The organism is Klebsiella sp. M041 (assembly GCF_059759695.1).
The window spans coordinates 265,853-291,021 of sequence record NZ_JCAXWU010000002.1; the positions used below are offsets into that span (position 1 = coordinate 265,853).

Consider the following 25,169-nt stretch of genomic DNA (forward strand, 5'->3'; position numbering starts at 1 on the left):
GATAAGACAAAAAGGTGAGACGAAGACCGCCAGTCTAGCATGCGGCAACCGCCTAAGATGACCCCAATGCCAACACACACCCTCGAAAACAACAGGAGTTAACCATGAGCCGTTTAGCTGATATCCGTGAACAAGACGCCACCGGCAAAGCCGCCGATATTTTCGCCGGGATCAAAAAAGCAATGGGCAAAGTGCCGAATGCCTACCTGGCCATCGGCGGCCACTCGCCGGCCGCGCTGCAGCAGGCGCTGGCGCACAATGCGATGCTACATAAAGGCAGCCTCAGCGCCCAACAGCTGGAAGCCATTAACCTGTCGGTCAGCGAAGCCACCGGCTGTGACTACTGCCTGGCCGCACATACGCTGATGGCGAAAAAAGCCGGCTTCAGCAGCGAACAGATCCACGCCCTGCGCCGCGGGGAGTATGCGGAAGAGGCACAGCTTGATGCGCTGGTGAAATTTGCGCAGACGCTGGTGACCACCACCGGCACGCTGCCGGAAGCCGACGTCGCCGCGCTGCGCAACGCCGGTTTTAGCGACCAGCAGGTGATTGAGATTATCAGCGCCATCAGCGCGATCCTGTTCACCAATATGGTGAACCGGGTTAACGACACGGTGGTCGACTTCCCGAAAGCCGATTAATCCGTCGCGCAGCGCCGGTTTTACAGCCCCAGGTCGCTGAGCCCCGGATGATCGTCCGGGCGACGCCCCTGGGGCCAGTGGAACAGGCGCTCGCTTTCGGCGATCGGCAGATCGTTGATGCAGGCGTAGCGCGTCTGCATCAGCCCGTGCTGATCAAACTCCCAGTTTTCATTGCCGTACGAGCGAAACCAGTTGCCGCTGTCGTCGCACCACTCATAGGCGAAACGCACGGCGATGCGATTTTCCTGCCATGCCCACAGCTCCTTAATCAGCCGATATTGCTGCTCCTTACGCCATTTTCGCTGCAGGAATTCGACAATTTGCCCCCTGCCGTGGACAAACTCGCTGCGGTTGCGCCATTCGCTGTCCATGGTGTAGGCCAGAGCGACCTTTTCGGCATCGCGGCTGTTCCAGCCATCTTCCGCGGCGCGGACCTTCTGAATAGCGCTGTCGCGGGTAAACGGCGGTAACGGGGGACGTTGTTCGGTCATGCTGACTCTCCTCTGCGGGCTAATTGCTGCTGCAGGCGCTGATTCTCCTGCTCCAGGTCATGAATACGTTGCTGCAGGTTCTGGCTGTACTCCGCCACCTGCTGCGCGCTGTAGCGCGGCGTAATGTGCTGCGGGCAGTTCCAGTCAAACGCCTGCAGATGAAAAAGAAACAGGCGCTCGATGCGGGCGCGATAGTTGGCCGGCGCCACCTGCGCCAGCAGCGGCGGGTGGTTCTCTGCCGCCACGACCTCGACGGTGGCGTAGATTTTCAGCCTGGCACGGCGCGGATAATCCATCAAAAACAGGCAGGCCCGGTCGCTGCCGCGCAGGTTGCCGGTGGTGATGTACTGACGGTTGCCGCCGAAATCCGCCATCGCCAGGGTGGTATCGTCCAGCAGATGCAGAAACCCCGGCGGGCCGCCGCGATGCTGAATGTAGGGCCAGCCGCTCTGCGACACCGTCGCCAGATAAAAGCTGTCGCGGGTGGCGATCATCCCCGCTTCGCTGTCGCCGAAGCGGTCGGCCTGGCGGCGGCTGTGCGGCGTTTGCCACAGCTGGTCGCTGCCCATTTCATGCTGCACATCCATCACGTCCGGGGTGATGGCGATATCGAGAAAGGTTGCTGCCATAGCGCCTCCTGTTGTCTGGCGCCATCATGGACTGTACTGCGAAAAATGATAATACTGGTTTCGTGGCAATCATCTTTCCAAAAATCGGGAGAATAATGGATCGATTAAGCGCGATGGCGCTGCTGGTGAAAGTGACCGAGCTGGGGAGTATGTCGGCGGCGGCGCGGGCGCTGAATATGCCGTTGACCACCGTCAGCCGCCATATCGGCGAGCTGGAGAACGCGCTGGGGGTGCGCCTGCTGGCGCGGACCACCCGCAAACTGACGCTCACCGACGCCGGGGTCGATTATGTCGCTGCCGCGCGGCGGATCCTTGAGGAGGTGGAAAACGCCGAACGCCAGGCGACGGGCGAGTATCAGGAACCGAAAGGCGAGCTGGTGATCTCTGCGCCGACAATGTTTGGGCGCCAGCACGTTCTCCCGGTGATCGCTGAATTCATCGCCCGTTACCCGCAGATTCACGTCCGTTTGCTGCTCAGCGATCGTAACGCCGACCTGGTGGGCGACCATATCGATCTGGCGGTGCGGATAGGCGACCTGGCGGACAGCAGCATGGTGGCCACCCGCCTCGGCAGGATGCGCATCGTGGCCTGCGCCCATCCGGCGCTGCTGGCGAAATACGGCGAGCCGCAGCGGCCGCGCGATCTGGCGGCGCTGCCGATCATCCGCATTGAATCGCCGATGCCCTATCGCGGCTGGCGCTTTCGCGCCGCTGAGCGCGAGGACCAGTTGATTAACCTGCCGCCGGCGTTATCGGTCACCACGCCGGAGAGCGCTGCCGATGCCGCGCGGCTGGGGGTGGGCGTAGCTCGCTTACTGCACTATCAGGCGCTGGACGGCCTGCGACAGGGTGAGCTCCGTCTGCTGCTGGAGCGCGTCGAGCCGGAGCCGGCGCCGGTCCATTTGCTGTATACCGCCCGGGACCTGGCGCCGCTTAAGCTGCGAAAATTTATCGATTTTGCCGCGCCGGCGCTGCGTCAGGCGCTGCTGCGCATCGCCGGGGCCGCTTAGTGCGTCGCGGTCTTCAGCGGCGCCTCCTTTAACAGCCAGGAGAGGACAAACGCCACCGCCATAATGCAGGCCGCCATGAGGAACGCCGCGTGGATCGCCGCGCCGAAGGCGTCGAGATAGTCAAGGCGGATATCCGCGGGCAGGTGCTGCACCGCCACCGGATTCATTCCCGGCGGCAGTACCGCGCCTTCCGGCAACAGCTTTTGCAGGTTGCTCTGCAGCACGTGCGTGAACACCGCGCCAAAAAGCGCCACGCCGATGGAGCCGCCGATCGAGCGGAACAGGGTCACGCCGGAGGTGGCGACGCCGTAAAGCTTCGCCGGCATCGCGTTCTGTACCGCCAGGACCAGCACCTGCATCACCAGCCCCAGACCCGCCCCCAGCACGCCGGTAAACAGGTACAGCTGCCACAGCGGTGAGTGAATGGTGATCCGGGTCAGCAGCACCATGCCGGTCACGCCAAGCAGGGTACCGAGGATCGGAAACAGGCGATATTTACCGGTACGGCTGATAATCCGCCCGCTGATAATCGAGGTCAGCAGCAGGCCGCCCATCAGGGGGATCAGCTGCAGTCCGGCCTCGGTGGGGGTCGCCTCCTTCACCACCTGCAGATAGAGCGGCAGGAAGGTGACTGATCCAAACAGCGACATGCCGATGACGAAGCCGATCAGACTGCACAGCAGGAAGCTGCGGTTGCGGAACAGCGACAGCGGAATAATCGGCTCGGCGGCCATTCGCTCTTCGTAGATAAAACCGATGACCCCCACGATGCCGAAGGCCAGAATGCACCACAGCTGCGGGTCATTCCACGCATGAACGCTGCCCCCTTCCGAGGTAAACAGGATGATGCACAGCAGCGCCATGCTGAGGTAAATCGCCCCCAGCCAGTCAATCTCATGCTGGCTGCGTTTATTGCTGCTGTGGAATACCGCGCCGATCACCAGCAGCGCGAAGAGGCCCAGCGGCAGGTTGATGTAGAAGATCCAGCGCCAGGAGGCGTGCTGCACCAAAAAGCCGCCGATCAGCGGGCCGATCACCGTCGCCAGGCCAAAAACGCCGCCGAACAGCCCCTGATAGCGGCCACGACTGGCGGGCGGGATGACGTCGGCCACCGCCGCCATGCTGATGACCATTAGGCCGCCGCCGCCGAGCCCCTGCAGGCCGCGCATCAGCACCAGCTGGGTCATGTTCTGCGCCAGCCCGCAGAGGGCGGAGCCGACAAGAAACAGCCCAATCGCCACCTGCAGCACGATTTTGCGGCCGAACAGATCGCCGAATTTACCGTACAGCGGCACCGCGATGGTGGAGCTGAGGATATAGGCGGTAACCACCCAGGAAAGCTTGTCCAGCCCGCCCAGTTCGCCGACAATCGTCGGCAGCGCGGTGGAGACAATGGTCTGATCCAGCGCGGAGAGGAGCATCACCAGCAGCAAGGCGCTAAACAGCAGGCGTATCGACTGCACCGGTGGGTTCGCGACTTGAGAAGTCATCACAACACTCGCTTGATATTAATTAAATGCATAATTAATATTTAGTGAAAGAATGAGTCGGGTCAAGAGATCGCCATATCATGACAGCACAAAAGGATCAGGATACCCCCCGCCGCCCGGGGCGGCCGCGCGGTAAAAAACCGGGTACCGCCAACCGCGAACAGCTGATGGACATCGCCCTGACGCTGTTTGCCCGCGACGGCGCGGCCCGCGTGTCGTTGAACGCCATCGCCAAAGAGGCCGGGGTGACGCCGGCGATGCTGCATTACTATTTCAGTTCGCGGGATGCGCTGGTGACGCAGCTGATCGAAGAGCGCTTTATGCCGCTGCGCAACCACATCAGCCGCATCTTTGTCGACCATCCGCAGGACCCGGTGCTGGCGCTGACGATGATGGTCGAGACGCTGGCGCACATGGCGGAGAAAAACGCCTGGTTCGCGCCGCTGTGGATGCAGGAGATCATCGGCGAGATGCCGATCCTGCGTCAGCATATGGACGCCCGCTTCGGCGAGGAGCGTTTTCAGGTGATGCTGGAGGCGGTGCGCCGCTGGCAGCGGGAGGGCAAGATTAACCCGGCGCTGTCGCCGGAGCTGCTGTTTACCACGGTGATTAGCCTGGTGCTGGTGCCGTTTTCGCGCATCCACAGCGATCCGCGTTTACAGGCGGTTGACCGCCAGACCATCGTCAGCCACGCGCTGGCGTTAATGGGCCATGGCGTCGGGGGTTAAGGCGTGGTTTTGACGCTTTTGTAGCCCGGATAAGGCGCCACGCGCCGCCATCCGGGATTTTCCCTGCTCGCGCTACGCTTAGCAGGGCTACAACTTCTATGTTATGTCCGGGCAGATTGCGCTCCCGATATTTCTTCTGCGTTATGCCTGGCATGGCGCAGGGAGCGCACAGGGGGCGGCCAGTCGCCGCCGCCCCCTGTACCCCCGGGCTCCGGCCAGCAAAATCGCCGCTACGCGGTACCTTCGACTTATCCCTGCAGGCTTCGGGTCGGGCCGAGGCAGCATCCATGCAAAACACGGCCCTCAGCCCGCATCCATGCGGGCTGCCCCGGCCTTCCGGGAACGTCTCAGCGATTTTGAGGCCGCCAGCACCGGCAGTTTCAGTCGCGCAAGTGGGTAGCCGCTCGGCATCATGGCGGGCACAGCACGAACCGTAGGCCGGGTAAGGCGCAGCCGCCACCCGGCAAGAATACAGGTGCCGTGCCTGATATCCTGCCCGGCGGCGCTGCGCTTGCCGGTCCTGGGTGGGGCGAAACGACGGGAGAACTGTGTAGGCCGGATAAGGCATTTATGCCGCCATCCGGCACAATCACAGGTACGGTACCTGACCGCCCGGCGATATCAGGACCGTTACAGCGCCTTCGACAAATAGTGACGCTGCATCCCCGCATGCGGGAAGTCGGGCAGCGACATCTGCAGCTGATAGCCTAATTTCTGATAAAACGGCAGCGCCTGGAAGCTAAAGGTATCCACCAGCAGATGGCTGCAGCCCAGCGCCTGCGCCTGCCGCTCCGCCTCCTGCATCAGCTCGCTCCCCAGTCCGCGACCGCGCGTCGCTTCGCTGACCCACAGATACTCAATGCACAGCCAGTTACCCTTACGTTTGGCAATCAGCCCGCCCTGCATCACCCCTTGCGCATCGCGGGAGTAAACGCCCAGATCGCCAAACTGCGCCGCATCAAGATACTGCTGATTATAGTGCCGCAGACCGGCAAACAATTCTTGTTGGTCGTCGGGATTAATGCTTTTTGTAATAATTAACGCCATTAACTATCTCCAGTATCGCTGTGCCGAAAGGTTATTTTTCCTCTCCACTTTCACAAAAAATTCTTATTTTCTCCATGATTATTTGCCTTAATTTTTTGCGTTCTAAAAGTAAGCAAAAAAACCTTTCCATTATCGCGGCGGATCGTATAATGGGAAAAAATGAGAATGATCATTCTCACCACAAAACCAGAGGAGATGCGCTTTTCACCTCCTGAAGGCCGAAGAGGTTGGCTTCAGCGGAGACACAATAACAATCACGTTCAGGAACATCTGTGTTCCTTTTTTGTCATTTTCGCTTAGCCGAAAATGCCTCAGCGCCCAACCTATTCCCTCGTTTTTAAATAAACGGGGCGGACGTCTTATATCTTGAGAAAATATAATGAAATACATCATAGCTCCCATCGCGACAGCATTATTTCTCCTCAGCGGATGCGATAATGCGCAGACATCTGCCCCGCAGCAACCCACGCCGGAAGTGGGCGTGGTCACTCTGCAAAGCCAGCCGGTTCCGGTAGTCAGCCAGCTCACCGGCCGCACCACCGCCTCGCTCAGCGCCGAAGTACGCCCGCAGGTGGGCGGCATCATCCAGAAGCGCCTGTTTACCGAAGGCGATATGGTGAAGGCCGGGCAGGCCCTTTACCAGATCGATCCCTCCAGCTATCGCGCGACCTGGAATGAAGCGGCGGCGGCGCTGAAACAGGCCCAGGCGCTGGTGGTCTCCGATTGCCAGAAGGCTCAGCGCTACGCGTCGCTGGTCCGGGATAACGGCGTCTCCCGCCAGGATGCCGACGACGCCGCCTCCACCTGCGCCCAGGACAAGGCCAGCGTGGCATCGAAGAAAGCGGCGCTGGAGAGCGCGCGCATCAACCTGAACTGGACCACCGTCACCGCGCCGATTGCCGGGCGCATCGGCATCTCGTCGGTCACGCCGGGGGCGCTGGTCTCCGCCGATCAGGATACCGCGCTGGCGACGATCCGCGGGCTCGACACCATGTATGTCGATCTGACGCGATCCAGCGTCGATCTCCTGCGTTTACGCAAACAAAGCCTGGCCAGCAACAGCGATACCCTCAGCGTGACGTTAATCCTTGAAGATGGCAGCACCTACAGCGAAAAAGGGCGTCTGGCGCTCACCGAAGTCGCCGTCGATGAATCCACCGGCTCGGTAACCCTGCGCGCCATCTTCCCCAACCCGCAGCACGTCCTGCTGCCGGGGATGTTTGTCCGCGCGCGCATCGATGAAGGCATCATGAACGACGCGATCCTCGCCCCGCAGCAGGGGATTACCCGCGATGCCAAAGGCGACGCCACGGCGCTGGTGGTCGATGCCGACAACAAAGTTGCGCAGCGCGCCGTGGAAACCGGCGACACCTACGGCGATAAATGGCTGGTGCTGAGCGGCCTGAAAGCGGGCGACAAGCTGATCGTCGAAGGCACGGGTAAAGTGGCCCCAGGCCAGACGGTGAAGGCCGTTGCCGTCAACAATAACGGAGGCAACGCCTGATGTTCTCCCGTTTCTTCGTGCGTCGCCCGGTCTTTGCCTGGGTGATCGCCATTCTGATTATGCTCGCCGGCGTGCTGGCGATCCGCACTCTGCCGGTGGGCCAGTACCCGGACGTCGCCCCGCCGGCGGTGAAAATCTCCGCCACCTACACCGGCGCCTCTGCCGAAACCCTGGAGAACAGCGTCACCCAGGTGATCGAGCAGCAGCTTACCGGCCTCGACCATCTGCTCTACTTCAGCTCCACCAGCAGCTCCGACGGTTCGGTCAGCATCACCGTCACCTTTGAGCAGGGGACCGACCCGGACACCGCCCAGGTGCAGGTGCAGAACAAAGTCCAGCAGGCGGAATCGCGGCTGCCGAGCGAAGTCCAGCAGTCCGGCGTGACGGTGGAAAAATCGCAGAGCAGCTTCCTGCTGATCCTCGCGGTGTATGACAAAACCGACCGCGCCACCAGCTCCGATATCTCCGACTGGCTGGTCAGCAACCTGCAGGACCCGCTGGCGCGCGTAGAGGGCGTCGGTAGCCTGCAGGTGTTCGGCGCCGAATACGCGATGCGCGTCTGGATGGACCCGACTAAACTCGCCTCCTACTCGCTGATGCCTTCCGACGTCCAGTCGGCGATTGAGGCCCAGAACGTGCAGGTCTCCGCCGGTAAAATCGGCGCCCTGCCATCGTCCAGCGCCCAGCAGCTGACCGCCACCGTGCGCGCGCAGTCGCGGCTGCAAACCCCTGACCAGTTCAAAGCGATCATCGTGAAAAGCCAGGCCGACGGCTCGGTGGTGCGCCTGAGCGATGTCGCGCGGGTGGAGATGGGCAGCGAGGATTACACCGCTACCGCCAATCTCAACGGCCACCCGGCCGCCGGGATCGCGGTGATGATGGCCCCCGGCGCCAACGCGCTGGACACCGCGACCCTGGTAAAAAGCAAAATCGCCGAATTCCATCGTCAGATGCCGCAGGGCTACGATATCGCCTATCCAAAGGACAGCACCGAGTTCATCAAAATCTCGGTCGAAGACGTGATTCAGACCCTTTTCGAAGCGATTATCCTCGTGGTCTGCGTGATGTATCTGTTCCTGCAGAACTTCCGCGCCACGCTGATCCCGGCGGTGGCGGTGCCGGTGGTACTGCTTGGCACCTTCGGCGTGCTGGCGCTGTTCGGCTACTCGATTAACACCCTGACGCTGTTCGCCATGGTGCTGGCGATCGGCCTGCTGGTGGACGACGCCATCGTGGTGGTGGAGAACGTTGAGCGCATTATGCGCGACGAAGGGCTGCCCGCCCGGGAAGCCACCGAAAAATCGATGGGCGAAATCTCCGGCGCGCTGGTGGCGATCGCCCTGGTGCTGTCGGCGGTCTTTCTGCCGATGGCCTTCTTCGGCGGCTCGACCGGGGTCATTTATCGCCAGTTCTCGGTGACCATTATCTCGGCGATGATGCTGTCGGTGGTGGTGGCCCTGACCCTCACCCCGGCGCTGTGCGGCGCGCTGCTCAGCCACTCCAGGCCTCATACCAAAGGGTTCTTCGGCGCGTTTAACCGCCTGTGGGGGCGCACGGAAGTGGGCTACCAGCGCCGCGTGCTCGGCGGCCTGCGCCGTGGCGCGGTGATGATGGGCGCTTACGTCCTGATTTGCGGGGCGATGGCGCTGGCGATGTGGAAACTGCCGGGCAGCTTTCTGCCGGTGGAGGACCAGGGGGAGATCATGGTCCAGTACACCCTGCCCGCCGGGGCCACCGCGGTGCGTACCGCCGAGGTGCGTCGCCAGGTCACCGACTGGTTCCTGACCAAAGAGAAAGCCAATACCAACGTCATTTTCACCGTCGACGGCTTCAGCTTTAGCGGCAGCGGTCAGAACGCCGGGATGGCCTTCGTGTCGCTGAACAACTGGTCGCAGCGCAAAGGCGACGACAATACCGCCCAGGCCATCGCCCTGCGCGCCAATAAAGAGCTGGGGACGATCCGCGACGCCACCCTGTTCGCCATGACCCCGCCGTCGGTGGACGGTCTCGGACAGAGCAACGGCTTCACCTTCGAGCTGATGGCCAGCGGCGGTACCGACCGCGACAGCCTGATGAAGCTGCGCAGTCAGCTGCTGGCGGCGGCCAACCAGAGCGGCGAGCTGCAGTCGGTGCGCGCCAACGACCTGCCGCAGATGCCGCAGCTGCAGGTGGATATCGATAACAACAAAGCGGTCTCGCTGGGGCTGTCGCTGAGCGACGTGACCGATACCCTCTCCAGCGCCTGGGGCGGTACCTACGTGAATGACTTTATCGACCGCGGCCGGGTGAAGAAGGTGTACATCCAGGGCGAGAGCGACGCGCGCGCCGTGCCCTCCGACCTCGGCAAATGGTTCGTTCGCGGCAGCGATAACAGCATGACGCCCTTCTCCGCCTTCGCCACCACCCACTGGCAATACGGTCCGGAAAGCCTGGTGCGCTACAACGGCTCCGCCGCCTTTGAGATCCAGGGCGAAAACGCCGCCGGCTTCAGCTCCGGCGCGGCGATGGACAAGATGGAAAAGCTGGCCGACAGCCTGCCGGCGGGCTCCACCTGGGCGTGGAGCGGCATTTCGCTGCAGGAAAAGCTGGCCAGCGGCCAGGCGATGAGCCTGTACGCCATCTCGATTCTGGTGGTGTTCCTGTGCCTGGCGGCGCTGTATGAGAGCTGGTCGGTGCCGTTCTCGGTGATCATGGTCATCCCGCTCGGCCTGCTCGGCGCGGCGCTGGCGGCGACGCTGCGCGGCTTAAGCAACGACGTCTACTTCCAGGTGGCGCTGCTGACCACCATCGGCCTGTCGTCGAAGAACGCCATCCTGATCGTGGAGTTCGCTGAATCCGCAGTGGATGAGGGTTATTCGCTCTCCCGGGCGGCGATCCGCGCCGCGCAGACCCGTCTGCGCCCAATTGTCATGACCTCGCTGGCGTTTATCGCCGGGGTGCTGCCGCTGGCCATCGCCACCGGCGCCGGGGCCAACAGCCGCGTGGCGATCGGCACCGGCATCATCGGCGGCACCCTGACGGCCACCCTGCTGGCGGTGTTCTTCGTACCGCTGTTCTTCGTGCTGGTGAAACGCTTCTTCACCCGCCAACGTCCTTCTCAGGAGTAAGGTATGTTTCGTTTGAGTTTTATGTTTATAGCGCTCCTGACCGCGGGCTGCGTCTCGCTTGACCCGCATTATGATCGCCCGGCCGCGCCGGTGCCGGCTACCCTGCCCGGGGCGCACGGCGAATCGACGGCGGTGGTCGGCGACTGGCAGAAAGTGGTCAATGACGCGCGGCTGAAAAAAGTGGTCAGTATCGCGCTGAACAGCAACCGCGATGTGCAAAAGGCGCTGGCCGATATCGAGGCCGCGCGCGCCCAGTACGGCGAGACGCGGGCGTCGCTGTTTCCCACCGTCGATGCCGAGCTGAGCCATACGCGCAGCAAAACGGTGGCCAGCGGCCTGAGCTCCGCTTCGCAGGCCGACGGCGCGGTCTCCAGCTTCGAGCTGGATCTGTTTGGCAAGAACCAGAGCCTGTCGCGCGCGGCGCGCGAAACCTGGCTTGCCAGCGAATTCACCGCGCAGAATACCCGGCTGACGATGATTGCCGATTTGACCACCGCCTGGGTGACGCTGGCGACGGATAACAGCAATCTGGCGCTGGCGCAGCAGACCATGGACAGCGCAGCAAACTCGCGCAACATCGTCGCCCGTCAGATGGCGGTGGGCACCGCCTCCGCCGGCGATTTAAGCTCGGCGGAAAGCGTCTATCAGCAGGCGCGCGCCAGCGTCGCCAGCTACCGCACGCTGGTGGCGCAGGATAAAAACGCTATTAACCTGCTGGCGGGGGAAACCGTGCCGGAGAGCCTGCTGCCCGGCACCCTCGACAGTCTCGGGGATAACTGCATCGCCCTGGTGCCGGCGGGGGTGTCATCGTCGGTGCTGCTGCGCCGGCCGGATATTCAGGAAGCGGAGCATAATCTGAAGAGCGCCAATGCCGATATCGGCGCGGCGCGGGCGAACTTCTTCCCGTCGATTTCCCTGACCGCCAGCGCCGGCGTCGGCAGCGACTCGCTGTCGTCGCTGTTCAGCCACGGGATGCAGGTGTGGTCGTTCGCCCCCTCCATCAGCCTGCCGCTGTTCACCGGCGGCAGCAACCTGGCGCAGTTGCGCTATGCGGAAGCGGAGAAGAAGGGGCTGATCGCCACCTACGAGAAATCGATTCAGAGCGCCTTTAAGGACGTTGCCGATGCGCTGGCGCGCCGGGAAACGCTAAATGAAGAGCTCGATGCCCAGCAACAGTATGTCGCCGCCGAGCAGACCTCGCTGGATATCGCCATGAAGAGCTATCAGGCTGGGGTCGGCGATTATCTGTCGGTGCTCACCGCCCAGCGCACGCTGTGGTCGGCGAAGACGACGCTGCTGTCCCTGCAGCAAACCGACCTCAATAACCGGATCACCCTCTGGCAGTCGCTGGGCGGCGGCGCCAGTTAATTTCACCCGCCGGGCGACCGCGCCCGGCTTCTGTAAGGAATCGTTATGCCACGTGTTTCCCTCTCCTGGGCGCTGATCCTCGGCCTGCTATCGGGCATTGGGCCGCTGTGCACGGATTTTTATCTGCCGGCGCTGCCGGAGATCACTCAGCAGCTGCAGGCCACCAGCACTCAGACCCAGCTGTCGCTGACCGCCGCGCTGATTGGCCTCGGCCTGGGTCAGCTGTTTTTCGGCCCGCTGAGCGACCGGATTGGCCGCCTGAAACCGCTGGCGCTGTCCCTGCTGTTGTTTATCTTCTCTTCGGCGATGTGCGCCCTGACCCAGGATATCAACATGCTGATTGTCTGGCGCTTTTTACAGGGCTTCGCCGGCGCCGGCGGCTCGGTGCTGTCGCGCTCCATCGCCCGCGATAAATACCAGGGCACCCTGCTGACCCAGTTTTTCGCCCTGCTGATGACGGTGAACGGCATTGCGCCGGTCCTGTCCCCGGTGCTGGGCGGCTACGTGATCACCGCCTTCGACTGGCGAATTCTCTTCTGGACGATGGCCGCCATTGGCGGCGCGCTGCTGGTCATGAGCCTGACTATCCTGCGGGAAACGCGCCCGGCCGCGGCGACCCATGCCGCCCGCCAGCGGCCCGGCCAGCCGGTGCTGAAGAATCGTCGTTTTCTGCGCTTCTGCCTGATTCAGGCGTTTATGATGGCCGGGCTGTTCTCCTACATCGGCTCCTCTTCCTTCGTAATGCAGAGCGAATACGGCATGAGCGCCATGCAGTTCAGCCTGCTGTTTGGTCTGAACGGTATCGGGCTGATTATCGCGGCGATGATCTTTTCCCGTCTGGCGCGCCGCTTCAGCGCCGAAGGCCTGCTGCGCGGCGGCCTGACGCTGGCAGTGGGCTGCGCGGCGATCATGCTGCTGTTTGCCTGGCTGCAGCTGCCGGTTCTGGCGCTGGTCGGCCTGTTTTTTACCGTGTCGCTGATGAGCGGCATCAGTACCGTCGCCGGCGCGGAAGCGATGAGCGCCGTCGACGCCGCCCAGTCCGGGACCGCGTCCGCGCTGATGGGCACCCTGATGTTTGTTTTCGGCGGCATCGCCGCGCCGTTGGCGGGCCTCGGCGGCGAAACGATGCTGAAGATGAGCCTCGCGATGGCGATCTGCTACCTGCTGGCGCTGCTGATGGGGCTCAGCCAGCCGCGCGGCGCGCGCTAAACGCAGGTGCGGTAATAAAATATTCCACCTTGATTACCGCACTATTTCCCGCCATCTCTACAACTCTCATATTATTCTCCTCGAACTAATCGTGATACTCTTCACAGGCAAGGAATAAATAATTCCTTATACTGCGCACGACTGAGAATAACGAGGTTTCTATGAGTATTGACCTGAGCAAACTGCTGACCGAGCGACGCAACGCCAACAGCGCCAACATTGACACCCTTTCCACCCTCGAGATGCTGACGGTGATAAACCAGGAAGACCAGCAGGTGGCCCAGGCGATTACGCCCTATCTGCCGCAGATTGCCGAGGTGGTGGATAAGGTCGCGACGGCGCTGCAGGCCGGTGGCCGCTTGATTTATATCGGCGCTGGCACCTCAGGGCGTCTGGGGATCCTCGATGCCAGCGAATGCCCGCCGACTTTTGGCACCCGCCCGGAGCAGGTGGTGGGGATCATCGCCGGCGGACATAAAGCGATTCTCAGCGCCGTGGAAAACGTGGAAGACAACAAAGCGCAGGGGGCGATGGATCTGCAGAACCTGAACTTCAGCAACCGCGATGTACTGGTGGGGCTGGCGGCCAGCGGACGCACGCCGTACGTCATTGGCGCCATGGAGTATGCCCATCGTCAGAATGCCTTTGTCGCCATCGTCAGCTGTAACCCGCATGGCGAAATGGCTCAGCTGGCGGACGTCGCCATCACCCCGGTGGTCGGCCCGGAGGTAGTGACCGGCTCGACCCGCCTGAAAGCCGGTACCGCGCAGAAGCTGGTGCTGAACATGATCTCCACCGGGGCGATGATTCGCGTCGGCAAGGTCTACAGCAACCTGATGGTCGACGTCGAAGCGACCAACGCCAAGCTGATTGAGCGCCAGGTTTCCATCGTGATGGAGGCGACCGACTGCGATCGTCCCACTGCCCAGAAGGCGCTGGAGGCCTGCGGCCGCCACTGTAAAACGGCGATCGTGATGGTGCTGGCGGACTTAAGCGCCGAAGAGGCGCAGTCGCTGCTGGCGAAAAACAACGGCTACATCCGCAAGGCGCTCAGCAACACCTGAGCGCCGACAGACAGGTAACGGGCAATGGCAAAAATAACGAAAGAGATGATAGCGCGGATCCTCGCCCACGCAGGCGGCGCCGCTAACGTCGCGCAGGCAGGCAACTGCATGACGCGCCTGCGCTTGACCCTGCGCGATGAAGGCCTGGCCGACACCGCCGCCATCCGCCAGATTGACGGCGTGATGGGGGTGATCGTCAGCGACGAGCAGTTCCAGGTGGTGCTCGGCCCCGGCAAGGCGCAAACCGCCGCCGAGATGATGAACGGCCTGCTGGAGGAGGCGCCCGCCGCGCCGACGCTGGCCGACGTCGCGGCGGAGAAAAAACAGGCGCTGAAGGGCAAGCAGACCAGCGCGGTGCAGAAGTTTCTCGCCAAATTCGCCACCATTTTTACGCCGCTGATCCCCGGCTTTATCGCCGTCGGGCTGCTGCTGGGCTTCGCCACCCTGGCGGAACAGGTTTTCGTGCTGGAGAACGCCCATCCGAACGCCAGCCTGGTGGCGCTGATTGGCTATATGAAGGTATTCAGCAAAGGGATGTTCACCTTCCTGAGTATCCTGATTGGCTATAACGCCCAGAAGGCGTTCGGCGGCTCCGGCGTGAACGGCGCGATTATCGCCTCACTGTTCGTGCTGGGCTACAACCCGGAGGCGACCAGCGGCGTCTACGCCGGGATCTCCACCTTCTTCGGCCACGGTATCGATCCGCGCGGCAATATCATCGGCGTATTGATCGCCGCCATCCTTGGGGCGTGGGTTGAACGCCAGGTGCGGCGGGTCATGCCGGCCAACCTCGATATGATCCTCACCTCGGCGGTGACGCTGCTGATCATGGGCGCGGTGACCTTTACGGTGATCATGCCGATTGGCGGCTGGTTGTTTACCGGCATGTCGTGGCTGTTCCTGCATCTTAACGGCAATCCGTTTGGCTCGGCGGTGCTGGCCGGTCTGTTCCTACTGGCGGTGATGTTCGGCGTCCATCAGGGGTTTGTCCCGGTCTATTTTGCGCTGGTGGATGCCCAGGGCTTTAACTCGCTGTTCCCAATCCTGGCGATGGCCGGGGCCGGGCAGGTGGGGGCGGCGCTGGCGCTGTTCTGGCGGGCGAAGCGCGATTCGCTGCTGCGAACCCAGATTAAGGGGGCAATTATTCCGGGCTTCCTCGGGATTGGCGAGCCGCTAATCTACGGCGTCACCCTGCCGCGGATGAAGCCGTTTGTCACCGCTTGCCTCGGCGGCGCCTGCGGCGGCTTCTTCGTCGGGCTGATCGCCTGGCTGGGGCTGCCGGTCGGCCTGAACACGGTGTTTGGTCCGTCCGGACTGGTGGCGCTGCCGCTGATGACCTCCGGCAGCGGGATTTACGCCGGGATGGCGGTCTACGCCGGCGGACTGGCGGTCTCCTACCTGTGCGGCTTTGCGCTCACCTGGCTGTTCGGCAGTAAAAATGTCGATTTAAGTTAGAACGCGATTGTCGGTTAATGCCCGGCGGCGGCTTCGCCTTACCGGGCCTGCAAAATAGTTGTACCGCCGCGCCCGACTACCATTTCCTGCCCCGCCGCCCCGGGCGGGCGCATGCTATGATTCCCCTTTGTCATATTTCGCCAGAGGAAAAGATGGGCTCCAGCAAAAAAGGGATGCTGAACGTACTGATTGCCGCCGTGCTGTGGGGCAGTTCCGGGGTGTGCGCGCAGTTTATTATGCAGGAAAGCCAGATGTCGTCGCCGTTTCTGACCATGACGCGTCTGCTGTTCGCCGGGATGATCCTGTTGATGCTCGGCTTTGTTCACGGCGACCGCATTTTCCGCGTGCTGCAAAACCGCCGCGACGCCTTCAGCCTGCTGTTTTTCTCGCTGTTTGGCGCGTTAACCGTGCAGTTCACCTTTCTGATGACCATTGAAAAATCGAATGCCGCCACGGCCACGGTGCTGCAGTTCCTGTCCCCGACGATCATCGTCGCCTGGTTCGCCCTCGCCCGTAAAGCGCGTCCCACTCCGCTGGTGCTGGGGGCTATCTGCACCTCGCTGGCTGGCACCTTTCTGCTGGTGACCCACGGCAACCCGACGACGCTGTCGATTTCGCCGGCGGCGCTGTTCTGGGGGATCGCCTCGGCGTTTGCCGCCGCGTTTTATACCACCTATCCCTCGTCGCTGATTGCCCGCTACGGGACGCTGCCGATCGTGGGATGGAGCATGCTGTTCGGCGGCGCGATTCTGCTGCCGTTTTATGGCGGCCAGGGCACCGATTTTGTGGTTAACGGCAGCCTGCTGTTAGCCTTTTTCTACCTGGTGGTGATCGGTACTTCGCTGACCTTCAGCCTTTATCTTAACGGCGCGCAGAAGATTGGCGGCGCCAAAGCCGGGATCCTCAGCTGTGCCGAACCGCTGAGCAGCGCCCTGCTGTCGCTTCTGCTGCTGGGGATCACCTTCACGCTGCCGGACTGGCTGGGCACTCTGCTGATCCTGGCCTCGGTGGTGCTGATCGCCATCGACTCGCGGCGGCGGGTGAGAGCCGCCTGAGGCGATGATAACAAACGCCTTTTCAACAAGTTAAATTAACCGCTATTTGCGTGTTTGCCCGCCTGCGCATATAGTTGACGGAAGCGATTACGGAAGGAGAAGCCTGATGAAAGCATGTTGGATGGTATGCCTGGTCACCGCCCTGAGCGCCACGTCGGCGTGGGCTGAATCACCGCTGCAAAGCCTGCAGTTCGAACAGCAAAAGCAGCAGGTGCTTAAAGCGGTGAAGGAAAAATGCGCGCCAGCAAGCCACCTCAGCGACAACGATTTTGCCAATAACGTGCTGGCGACCGACGGCAACAAGAACGCGGTCCGCGAAGCAACGCTGGCGAAAGAGCGCAATAACCAGAAAAGCTACCAGGCCGCGATCGACAAAATCGTCTGTCCGGCCAAATAGCCATCTCGGCATGACCGCCGTCCTGTCGTGGACAGACGGCGGGAGATCTCGGTGAGTGCTGCGTTTAGTGCTTCGGAATAATTAAATCGCCGCGCAGCGGGCTGCCGCCCGGGTTGTCCGTTTTCGCGGTCAACCAGTTGACGATCCGCGACGCCATCGCGTCCATGGAATATTCAATCGCCGGGATAGTCGGGATACCGGGCAGCTGTAACGATCCGGCGAGGCTAAACACCATCACATTTTGCGGAACGGCGCGGTTAAACGCCTGCAGCTGCGGCACCACGCGCTGCGCCTGCTGTTCATCGCTCACCAGCAGCGCATTAAAGTTCAGCGTCGTGGCGTTATTGACCAGCTCCTGCACCGCCACCGACGGCGAGGTGTTATCCAAAAACACCAGATTGCGATTAAACGGCAAAAAGTTTTTTTCCAGCGCGTGCTTGTAGCCCAGCAGCACCTGATCGGCGAAGCCGCTGCTCTGGGGATGGATCAGCGCAATCTGCCTTCTGCCCTGGCTTATCAGATAGTGACAGGCGGTTTCGGCGGCGAAGGCGTGATCGAACTGAATGCTGTTTTCGCCCTCGCTGTCGAGGCAGTCCACCAGCACCACGTCCGGGCGGTTAATATTCAGAGGAAAACGCGCGCCGATGATCAGCACGTTATCGCACAGCCCGCAGGTCAACTCCTCCAGCGAGTTCATCACGCCGCTGCTGGTGTTGGCGAAGCGCAGCAGCAGGTGCTTCTGGTGCTGGCTGAGCTGTTTTTCCAGGGCGTAGAGATAGCTGGTGGTTTGATTGATATTGTCCTGGGCGCAGATGACGCCGATGCAGCCGGTGGACTGGCTAAGCAACGACTGGGCTATCATGTTTGGCCGGTAATTGAGCGTTTCCGCCGCCTGCAGCACCGCCTGACGACTGGCCTCCTTCACGCCACGTGAGCCGCTCAACACTCGCGACACCGTGGCTTTGGAAACCCCGGCAAGTCGTGAAACATCATTGATTGTCGACATCATTTTCCCCTGCGCGGGCGCCGCGCCCCGCTAAAATCCCGTAAACCTGAATCGCTTCAATTATGACCAGCGCAGTATATCCATTTCGCCATTTGTTTGGAAACCGATTTTCCATTTCAGCGCAAAACATCGCCAAATCGACAGAATAATGTGAGCCAAATCCAATAAATCCGCCCCATAAGCAGGAGATCTTGACCACTATCACAGTTCTGCTTTTTATAAATGGAAACCGGTTTCCGTCTGATATCAAATCATCCACGCAATAACTTTTTACATTTTGAGGATGGTCGTCGATGTACAAGATTATGCTGTGCTGTTCTGCCGGAATGTCCACCAGTCTGCTGGTCAGAAAGATGGTGGAGGCGGCGAATGAACGTGATCTGCCGGTGCAGATTGACGCCTATGGCGTTTCCGAATTTGACATCCAGTTTCCGCAGTATCAGGTGGTGTTGCTTGGCCCCCAGGTGAAATACATGTTGAAAACCCTGTCTGACAAAGCGGCTTCCCTGAACATTCCGGTTCAGCCCATCGATACGATGGACTACGGCATGCAGCGGGGAGACAACGTCCTGAATTATGCTCTGTCGCTGATCCCAGCGGCGCACTGAGAGGTGTTGAAATGAGTTCTCTGTATCAGTCCATGATTGCCGTGATCGAGCAATCTATTACTCCGCTGGCAGGACGCCTTGGGCAGCAGAAATATGTTATCGCTATCCGCGATGGCTTCACTGCCGCATTGCCGTTTATGATCATCGGCTCTTTCATGCTGGTATTTATCTTTCCGCCGTTTTCACCCGATACCACCAACGGCTTTGCCCGCGGCTGGCTCGATTTCTCCCAGCACTACCGCGAACAGCTGATGCTGCCGTTTAACCTCAGCATGGGCGTAATGACCTTCTTTATCTCGGTCGGCATTGGCGCCAGCCTCGGTCGTCAGTTTCAGCTCGATCCGGTGATGTCCGGTCTGCTGGCGTTTATGGCCTTCCTGCTGGTCGCCGCGCCCTATGCCGATGGTAAAATTTCCACTCAGTATCTGTCCGGCCAGGGCATTTTTACCGCCCTGATCACCGCCATCTACTCCACCCGCGTCTACGCGTGGCTGAAGCAAAACAACATCACCATCCGTCTGCCGAAAGAGGTGCCGACCGGCGTCGCCCGTTCATTTGAAATCCTGATCCCGGTGCTGGTGGTGATTGGTACTTTGCATCCGCTGAACCTGTTTATCGAAGCGCAGACCGGGATGATCCTGCCGCAGGCGATCATGCATCTGCTGGAGCCGCTGGTTTCCGCCTCCGACTCGCTGCCGGCGATTTTGCTCTCCGTTCTGATGTGCCAGATTTTCTGGTTCGCCGGGATCCACGGCTCGCTGATTGTCACCGGCATTATGAACCCGTTCTGGATGGCCAACCTGTCGGCAAACCAGGCGGCGCTGGCGGCCGGCACGGTGCTGCCGCACGTCTATCTGCAGGGTTTCTGGGATCACTATCTGCTGATTGGCGGCGTCGGTTCGACCCTGCCGCTGGCCTTCCTGCTGCTGCGTAGCCGGGCCACTCATCTGCGCACCATCGGCAAGATGAGCATCGTGCCGAGCTTCTTTAATATCAACGAGCCGATCCTGTTCGGGGCGCCGATCATCATGAACCCGATGATGTTTATCCCCTTCGTCTGCGTACCGATGGTCAACGCGGTGCTGGCTTACGGCGCGACGCGTCTTGGCTGGCTGAGCCAGGTGGTGTCTCTCACTCCGTGGACCACGCCGGCACCGATTGGCGCCTCGTGGGCGGCTAACTGGACGCTGAGCCCGGTAGTGATGTGCCTTATCTGCATGGTGATGTCGGCGGTGATTTACCTGCCGTTCCTGCGCGCCTATGAACGTTCCTTAATGAAAACCGAAGTTGAGAAAACCAAAAATAGCGTTCCGGTGGCAGAAACCGTTAGCTAATTCCTCTCCGCCCCGGAGAGATAATATGATGACAGCGTCATAATGCAGAAAAAGGACTTTCACTGCATTATTAAATAATAAAGACCTCAGGAATACACATGATTGAATTAGAAGATGCGGTAATGGAAATTATCGTCAATGCGGGACAGTCACGCTCATTATGTTTTGAAGCGCTGCATGCGGCCCGAACCGGAAATATCGACGAAGCGCGTTTACTCTTAAATGAGGCCGACGGTTACGCCCGCCGGGCGCATCAGATGCAGACACAGCTCATCGAGCAGGATGCCGGTGAAGCGCGTCAGCCTATGACGCTTATTATGGTACATGCCCAGGATCATCTGATGAATTCGCTGCTGGCCCGCGAGTTCTCAGAAGAATTAATCCATCTGTACCAGCGTTAATTAATATGGAATAACGTCAGCGAGAATATTTCTCTCCGGCGTCGCTGTACCCTAAAAAAACAAATCAGCTTATTTTGGTTATTTATTTTAGCCAGAATGGGATGGTTATTATCTGAAATATATTAATTATTAAAGCGAGATAACCATGAATACTGTGAAAAAACTGCCTTTAGCCATGGCGGTTGTCGCCGCGCTGTGCCCAATTTCCGTAATGGCGCAAGAATTTACTCAGGAACAGATCGACGCCATCGTCGCCAAAGCCGTTGATAAAGCGCTGGCCGACCGCCAGGCGAAAATTGACGCCGCGGCCGACAAAAAGGTCGACGTCATTACCAACCCGCAGACCACCGCCGCCTCGCCGGATATGGCCATTCCGTTCGGCCTCAAGTTCAGCGGCTATGCCCGCTATGGCGCCCATTTCCAGACCGGCGACCAGAAATATGTCGGCGTCGACGGCTCCTATAACGGCGCCTCGGCGATCGGCCGTCTGGGCAACGAAAGCAACGGCGGCGAATTCCAGATCAGTAAAGCCTTCAAAAGCGCGCAGGGGGCTATCTGGGATCTCAACGTCATGTTCGACCACTGGAGCGACGAGGTTAACCTGAAGAAGGCCTACGTCGGCGTCACCAACGTGCTGGAATCCAACCCCAACGCCTATATCTGGGCCGGCCGCGACTTCCACCAGCGTCCGCAACAGGGGATCAACGACTACTTCTGGATGAACCACGACGGCCAGGGCGCCGGGGTGAAGAACTTCGATATCGGCGGCGTGCAGTTCGACGTGGCGGCGGTGTCGCAGGTGAAATCCTGTAGCCCGGAAGTGATGGCCGACGAGACCAACCCGTCGCGCATCACCTGTACCGGCAGCTCCGACACCGGGGACAACGGCCACTACGCGCTGACCACCAAAACCCACAACATCAAGGCCGGGCCGATCGACGTCGAGGTGTACGCCAACTACGGCTTTGACTCGAAGGCGGTGGACAGCGACGCGCGTCTCGAAGCCTGGCAGGGCGGCCTGGTGCTGAGCCACACCAACGACAGCGGAGTGAACAAGGTGATCCTGCGCTACTCCGACAACTCGGATAACAGCGTCTACAACAAAACCGACGACCTGACCACGGTCTACGCCAGCTTCGAGGGCAGCCATAAGTTCACCCAGCAGGCGCAGGTGGAATATCTGCTGGCCTTCCACGACTATGACAACGGCAAAGATAATACCGACAACCGCAAAAACTACGGCGCCATCGTGCGGCCGATGTACTTCTGGAACGACGTGCACTCCACCTGGCTGGAAGCGGGCTACCAGCGCGTGGACTACGACCAGGGCGGGGATAACCACGGCTGGAAGCTGACGCTGTCGCAGAACATCGCCATCGGCATGGGGCCGGAGTTCCGTCCGATGCTGCGCTTCTACGTGACTGGCGGTCAGGTGGACAACGAGCATACCGCGAAGGTCAACGGCACCAAAGACCAGCAGCTGGATTCGCTGAACGTCGGCGGGATGTTTGAGGCGTGGTTCTGATGCGATAGCGTTGTCGAAGGAGCGTTCCCGGCTGGCGCTACGCTTAGCCGGGCTACGACTGGTGCGCTCCATTTATGCCGGATGGCGGCATACATGCCTTATCCGGCCTACGTTCCTTCCTGCGGGCTCCCCCTGTAGGCCCGGCAAGCGCAGCGCCGCCGGGCAGGACACTTCAAGCTCCATACCCGCGGTAGTGCCGGATGGCGGCATAAATGCCTTATCCGGCCTACGTTTCTGAAGCGGACTACGGGATATCTCCCCCAGGCCCGGCAAGCGCAGCGCCGCCGGGCGGTCAGGCGCCAGCCCCGCATGACGACATCCACTCTTTATCTCTGACACAAACGACGGGCGATGCGCTCCAGCTTCATCATCAACAGCAGCGTGACGCCCACCAGCACGATGGTCAGCGCCGAGCCATCGGCGATATTACCGCGATCGGTCAGGCTGAAAATGGTCACCGGCAGGGTGGTCCAGCCCGGCGGATAGATCATCACCGTCGCTCCCAACTCCCCCATCGACAGCGATAAACTCAGCGCCAGCGCCGAGATCATCCATGGCGTCATCAGCGGCAGCGTCACATGGCGCAGGCGGTACCACGGGGAAGCGCCCAGGCTGGAGGCGACGTTTTCAATATCAGCGGAAATTCGCGCCAGCCCGGTGGTCACGTTGCTGAAGGTAAAGGCCGAGATCAGCACGAAATGCGCCGCCAGGACGATAAAGAAGGTGCCATTCATCTGCAGCGGCCCCTGGCTGAAGGCCACCAGAATGCCCAGTCCCACGGAAACCGAGGGGATGGCGCTGGGCAGATAAAACATCAACCCAAGATATTTCTGCAGCTTCGCGCCCGTCTGGCGCAGCGCCAGCGCCGCCCACATCCCGCACAGCAGCGCCAGCAGGCTGGCGCAGAAGCCCACCATCAGGCTGGAAAACAGCGAATCCCACGCCGCGCCGCGAAAAGCGTTAACAAAGTGGGCAAAGGTAAAGCCGGTGGGCAGCAGGCCGTTCCACTGCTGGCTCAGGCTGGAGAGCAAAATTACCGCCAGCGGCAGCAGGAAGATGCCGGCAAAGAGCGTCACCGCCAGCGCGCCCGCCGCCGCGCGGCCTTTACGCGACCAAATCAACATCGTTAACTCCTTACGCCAGTGCGCGCCGCCGCCAGCCGATAGAGCATAAACAGCCCCAGCGACAGCAGAATATTCATCAGCGCGATCATGCAGGCCACGCTGTAATCCGACTCCAGAATCGCCTTGCTGTAGACCATCATCGGCAGGGTATTGACCCCTTTGGCGCCGATAAACAGCACGATACCGAACTCGTTAGTGGTCAACAGCAGGCACAGGCTGCCCCCCGCCATCAGCGCCGGCAGCGCCGCCGGGAAGATAACCTGGGTCATCACCCGCAGCGGGTGAGCGCCAAGAATACTCGCCGCTTCCAGCTGACTCTTATCGATCTGCCGCAGTCCGGCCATCAACGGGCGCATCACCAGCGGCGTAAAGACGGTGATCTCCGCCAGGATCACGCCGTTAATCGAATAGAGGAAGTCCACCGGCGGCAGTTCAAAGGCGAACAGCGCCATCAGGGCGCCGTTGAGCAGCCCCGCCGAGCCGTAAATAAAGGTGAACGCAAGAGTGATAAGGAAGGTCGGCAGCGCAATAAAAGTATCGATCACCCGGCAAATCAGCTGGCTGCCGGGGAACGGAATAAAAACCAGAATCAGCGCCAAAACGCTGCCGAGCACCAGGCAGCCAAGGGTAGCGAACACCGCAATCTGTAAGGTATTGAGCAGCGCGCCAATAAAGCGTTTTGAGTCAATCACCTGCCAGAAGGTTTCGAGGCTCAGGTTGCCGCTGGCGTCGCGCAGCGCCTGTTCGGCGATCAGCAACAGCGGATAGAAAAACAGCGTCGCCAGCACCAATAGCGGCAACGCCAGCCACAGGTAAGGGCGCAGGTTTCGCGCCGGGCGCGTAAGGATTAAGGTTTGCGCCATCATTGCTCCTCGATCAGAACCGCATCGCCAGGTTCGAAGTAGAGCGCCAGCTTGTCGCCCGCGCGCGGCAGGGGGTTGACGTGAGTCATGACGATCCGCACCGCTTCGCCCGCGACGTCGCACAGCAGATGCGTCAGATCGCCCTGCCAGTGTACCGAAGTCAGGGTGGCGTTGAGGCGATTACTGGTTGCCGATCGCGGCGCCAGGCTCATATGCTGCGGGCGAATGCATAACAGCTTGTTGTTGCCATGCAGCCCGCCCCGGCTGAAGGCGTTAACCAGGCCGCCGCCGCAGCTCACGTTAACCAGACCCGGCTGAAGACTATCGGTCAGCGCCGTCGCCTGCAGGATATTGGCGCGGCCGAGGAATTCGGCGCTAAAGCGGTTCGGCGGATAGTGGTACAGCTCGTGCGTTTCGCCATGGGCGATCAGCGACCCGTCTTTCATAATGCCGATTTTATCCGCCAGAGTGAGCGCTTCGGTCTGATCGTGGGTGACGTAGAGGATGGTCAGCTCCGGCAGTTCGCGGTGCAGACGGGCAATCTCTTCCACCATGTTATGACGAATTTGCGCATCCAGCGCCGACAGCGGTTCATCAAGCAACAACACCCGAGGACGCACGGCAATGGCGCGGGCTATCGCGACGCGCTGCTGCTGGCCGCCGGAAAGCTGATGCGGATAGCGGGTGGCGTAGTCCGCCATACCAACGATTTTTAAGGCTTCAGTCACCCGCCCGGCGATCAGCGCCCTGGGCTGCTTTTGCGCCCGCAGGCCGAAGGCGACGTTGTCTTCCACCTTCATATGGGGAAACAGCGCGTAGTTCTGCACCACCATCGCCAGCCCGCGCTGGTAAGGCGGCAGGTGGGTGACGTCCGTGTCGCCGATCAGGATCCGCCCGCCAGCCGGTTGCACAAATCCGGCAATCGCCCGCAGCACGGTGGTTTTCCCGGAACCGGAAGGGCCAATCAGCGCCAGCACCTCACCGGGTTCAATGGTCAATGACAGCGGTTTTAAGACCACGTTGCCGTGGTAGGAAACGCGCAGCGAGTCCAGGGTGATCCCGGAAGTCCCCGCCAGCGATGGGGAAGGCGTGACGGTCGTTTTCATTAACATC

26 protein-coding genes are annotated in these 25,169 nt (G+C 60.9%); 16 read left to right on the forward strand and 10 right to left on the reverse strand.

Annotated elements, in window-relative coordinates; genetic code table 11:
- Positions 1 to 104 precede the first annotated feature (104 nt).
- Positions 105 to 641, forward strand: a complete 537-nt coding sequence (locus tag AC6CWS_RS03290; protein ID WP_032433699.1) for a carboxymuconolactone decarboxylase family protein — start codon at positions 105 to 107, stop codon at positions 639 to 641.
- Between the two features lie 20 nt (positions 642 to 661).
- On the opposite strand, the gene AC6CWS_RS03295 is transcribed toward AC6CWS_RS03290, so the two are convergent.
- Together AC6CWS_RS03295 and AC6CWS_RS03300 are read right to left on the reverse strand one after the other, a co-directional pair.
- Positions 662 to 1,132, reverse strand: a complete 471-nt coding sequence (locus AC6CWS_RS03295) for a nuclear transport factor 2 family protein (protein ID WP_023291403.1) — start codon at positions 1,130 to 1,132, stop codon at positions 662 to 664.
- Positions 1,129 to 1,761 (reverse strand): pyridoxamine 5'-phosphate oxidase family protein, encoded by a 633-nt coding sequence (locus AC6CWS_RS03300; protein WP_048298581.1) that lies wholly within the window; start codon positions 1,759 to 1,761, stop codon positions 1,129 to 1,131. The genes AC6CWS_RS03295 and AC6CWS_RS03300 overlap by 4 nt, the downstream gene beginning before the upstream one ends.
- Positions 1,762 to 1,856: 95 nt before the next feature.
- Here AC6CWS_RS03300 and AC6CWS_RS03305 point away from each other — a divergent pair, with 95 nt between their 5' ends.
- On the forward strand, positions 1,857 to 2,771 hold the full coding sequence (locus tag AC6CWS_RS03305) for a LysR substrate-binding domain-containing protein (RefSeq protein WP_023291405.1): 915 nt from the start codon (positions 1,857 to 1,859) through the stop codon (positions 2,769 to 2,771).
- On the opposite strand, the gene AC6CWS_RS03310 is transcribed toward AC6CWS_RS03305, so the two are convergent.
- Entirely contained in the window at positions 2,768 to 4,261 is a 1,494-nt protein-coding gene (locus tag AC6CWS_RS03310; RefSeq protein WP_032454395.1) for an MDR family MFS transporter, read from the reverse strand. The two genes, AC6CWS_RS03305 and AC6CWS_RS03310, sit on opposite strands and share 4 nt — an antisense overlap.
- Positions 4,262 to 4,341: 80 nt before the next feature.
- Between AC6CWS_RS03310 and AC6CWS_RS03315 the strand changes: the two genes are divergently transcribed.
- A complete protein-coding gene (locus AC6CWS_RS03315; RefSeq protein ID WP_023291407.1) occupies positions 4,342 to 4,989 on the forward strand; it encodes a TetR/AcrR family transcriptional regulator in 648 nt (215 codons plus the stop codon).
- 630 nt (positions 4,990 to 5,619) lie between these two features.
- On the opposite strand, the gene AC6CWS_RS03320 is transcribed toward AC6CWS_RS03315, so the two are convergent.
- Positions 5,620 to 6,036, reverse strand: a complete 417-nt coding sequence (locus tag AC6CWS_RS03320) for a GNAT family N-acetyltransferase (protein ID WP_004205120.1) — start codon at positions 6,034 to 6,036, stop codon at positions 5,620 to 5,622.
- Between AC6CWS_RS03320 and AC6CWS_RS03325 the strand changes: the two genes are divergently transcribed.
- Entirely contained in the window at positions 6,011 to 6,127 is a 117-nt protein-coding gene (locus AC6CWS_RS03325; RefSeq protein ID WP_065882911.1) for a hypothetical protein, read from the forward strand. The two genes, AC6CWS_RS03320 and AC6CWS_RS03325, sit on opposite strands and share 26 nt — an antisense overlap.
- On the opposite strand, the gene AC6CWS_RS03330 is transcribed toward AC6CWS_RS03325, so the two are convergent.
- Positions 6,087 to 6,209, reverse strand: a complete 123-nt coding sequence (locus AC6CWS_RS03330; protein WP_032454401.1) for a hypothetical protein — start codon at positions 6,207 to 6,209, stop codon at positions 6,087 to 6,089. The genes AC6CWS_RS03325 and AC6CWS_RS03330 overlap by 41 nt on opposite strands.
- A 206-nt stretch (positions 6,210 to 6,415) precedes the next feature.
- Between AC6CWS_RS03330 and eefA the strand changes: the two genes are divergently transcribed.
- The 8 genes from eefA (at position 6,416) to AC6CWS_RS03370 (ending at position 17,195) form a co-directional block, all read left to right on the forward strand.
- A complete protein-coding gene (gene eefA, locus AC6CWS_RS03335; protein WP_032454398.1) occupies positions 6,416 to 7,540 on the forward strand; it encodes a multidrug efflux RND transporter periplasmic adaptor subunit EefA in 1,125 nt (374 codons plus the stop codon).
- Entirely contained in the window at positions 7,540 to 10,647 is a 3,108-nt protein-coding gene (gene eefB, locus AC6CWS_RS03340) for a multidrug efflux RND transporter permease subunit EefB (protein ID WP_101994775.1), read from the forward strand. Before eefA ends, eefB begins: the two co-directional genes overlap by 1 nt.
- A gap of 3 nt (positions 10,648 to 10,650) precedes the next feature.
- Positions 10,651 to 12,015 carry a multidrug efflux RND transporter outer membrane subunit EefC gene (eefC, locus tag AC6CWS_RS03345; RefSeq protein ID WP_032454402.1) on the forward strand — a complete coding sequence of 455 codons (1,365 nt, stop codon included), beginning with the start codon at positions 10,651 to 10,653 and terminating at the stop codon, positions 12,013 to 12,015.
- A 45-nt stretch (positions 12,016 to 12,060) separates the two neighbouring features.
- Positions 12,061 to 13,224, forward strand: coding sequence for a multidrug effflux MFS transporter (locus tag AC6CWS_RS03350; protein WP_065882903.1), 1,164 nt, complete (start codon positions 12,061 to 12,063; stop codon positions 13,222 to 13,224).
- 161 nt (positions 13,225 to 13,385) lie between these two features.
- Complete coding sequence (gene murQ, locus AC6CWS_RS03355; protein WP_065882904.1) at positions 13,386 to 14,288, forward strand: N-acetylmuramic acid 6-phosphate etherase; 903 nt, start codon at positions 13,386 to 13,388, stop codon at positions 14,286 to 14,288.
- A gap of 24 nt (positions 14,289 to 14,312) precedes the next feature.
- Positions 14,313 to 15,743 carry a PTS N-acetylmuramic acid transporter subunit IIBC gene (gene murP, locus AC6CWS_RS03360; protein ID WP_023291414.1) on the forward strand — a complete coding sequence of 477 codons (1,431 nt, stop codon included), beginning with the start codon at positions 14,313 to 14,315 and terminating at the stop codon, positions 15,741 to 15,743.
- 152 nt (positions 15,744 to 15,895) lie between these two features.
- Positions 15,896 to 16,798, forward strand: a complete 903-nt coding sequence (locus tag AC6CWS_RS03365) for an EamA family transporter (RefSeq protein WP_065882905.1) — start codon at positions 15,896 to 15,898, stop codon at positions 16,796 to 16,798.
- A gap of 106 nt (positions 16,799 to 16,904) precedes the next feature.
- Positions 16,905 to 17,195 (forward strand): YicS family protein, encoded by a 291-nt coding sequence (locus AC6CWS_RS03370; RefSeq protein ID WP_023291415.1) that lies wholly within the window; start codon positions 16,905 to 16,907, stop codon positions 17,193 to 17,195.
- A gap of 64 nt (positions 17,196 to 17,259) precedes the next feature.
- Here the strand turns inward: AC6CWS_RS03370 and AC6CWS_RS03375 are convergent, their stop codons facing one another.
- Together AC6CWS_RS03375 and AC6CWS_RS03380 are read right to left on the reverse strand one after the other, a co-directional pair.
- Positions 17,260 to 18,201 (reverse strand): LacI family DNA-binding transcriptional regulator, encoded by a 942-nt coding sequence (locus tag AC6CWS_RS03375; protein ID WP_065882906.1) that lies wholly within the window; start codon positions 18,199 to 18,201, stop codon positions 17,260 to 17,262.
- Positions 18,185 to 18,502 (reverse strand): hypothetical protein, encoded by a 318-nt coding sequence (locus tag AC6CWS_RS03380; RefSeq protein WP_124070018.1) that lies wholly within the window; start codon positions 18,500 to 18,502, stop codon positions 18,185 to 18,187. The genes AC6CWS_RS03375 and AC6CWS_RS03380 overlap by 17 nt, the downstream gene beginning before the upstream one ends.
- Here AC6CWS_RS03380 and AC6CWS_RS03385 point away from each other — a divergent pair.
- From AC6CWS_RS03385 to AC6CWS_RS03400, 4 genes are all read left to right on the forward strand, one after another.
- Positions 18,495 to 18,809 carry a PTS sugar transporter subunit IIB gene (locus tag AC6CWS_RS03385; protein ID WP_023291423.1) on the forward strand — a complete coding sequence of 105 codons (315 nt, stop codon included), beginning with the start codon at positions 18,495 to 18,497 and terminating at the stop codon, positions 18,807 to 18,809. The two genes, AC6CWS_RS03380 and AC6CWS_RS03385, sit on opposite strands and share 8 nt — an antisense overlap.
- Positions 18,810 to 18,820: 11 nt before the next feature.
- Complete coding sequence (locus AC6CWS_RS03390) at positions 18,821 to 20,143, forward strand: PTS sugar transporter subunit IIC (RefSeq protein WP_065882907.1); 1,323 nt, start codon at positions 18,821 to 18,823, stop codon at positions 20,141 to 20,143.
- A gap of 98 nt (positions 20,144 to 20,241) precedes the next feature.
- Positions 20,242 to 20,544, forward strand: a complete 303-nt coding sequence (locus AC6CWS_RS03395; protein WP_004205145.1) for a PTS lactose/cellobiose transporter subunit IIA — start codon at positions 20,242 to 20,244, stop codon at positions 20,542 to 20,544.
- 145 nt (positions 20,545 to 20,689) lie between these two features.
- Positions 20,690 to 22,069, forward strand: coding sequence for a carbohydrate porin (locus AC6CWS_RS03400; protein WP_080901405.1), 1,380 nt, complete (start codon positions 20,690 to 20,692; stop codon positions 22,067 to 22,069).
- 326 nt (positions 22,070 to 22,395) lie between these two features.
- Here the strand turns inward: AC6CWS_RS03400 and phnV are convergent, their stop codons facing one another.
- The 3 genes from phnV to phnT are packed head-to-tail and all read right to left on the reverse strand — an operon-like array spanning position 22,396 to position 25,168.
- Positions 22,396 to 23,193: a 2-aminoethylphosphonate ABC transport system, membrane component PhnV gene (gene phnV, locus AC6CWS_RS03405; protein WP_032454408.1), complete on the reverse strand. Its 798-nt coding sequence runs from the start codon at positions 23,191 to 23,193 to the stop codon at positions 22,396 to 22,398.
- A 2-nt stretch (positions 23,194 to 23,195) separates the two neighbouring features.
- Positions 23,196 to 24,056, reverse strand: coding sequence for a 2-aminoethylphosphonate ABC transporter permease subunit (gene phnU, locus AC6CWS_RS03410; protein WP_032454409.1), 861 nt, complete (start codon positions 24,054 to 24,056; stop codon positions 23,196 to 23,198).
- On the reverse strand, positions 24,056 to 25,168 hold the full coding sequence (gene phnT, locus AC6CWS_RS03415) for a 2-aminoethylphosphonate ABC transport system ATP-binding subunit PhnT (RefSeq protein ID WP_032454410.1): 1,113 nt from the start codon (positions 25,166 to 25,168) through the stop codon (positions 24,056 to 24,058). Before phnT ends, phnU begins: the two co-directional genes overlap by 1 nt.
- Between the last annotated feature and the right edge of the window lies 1 nt (position 25,169).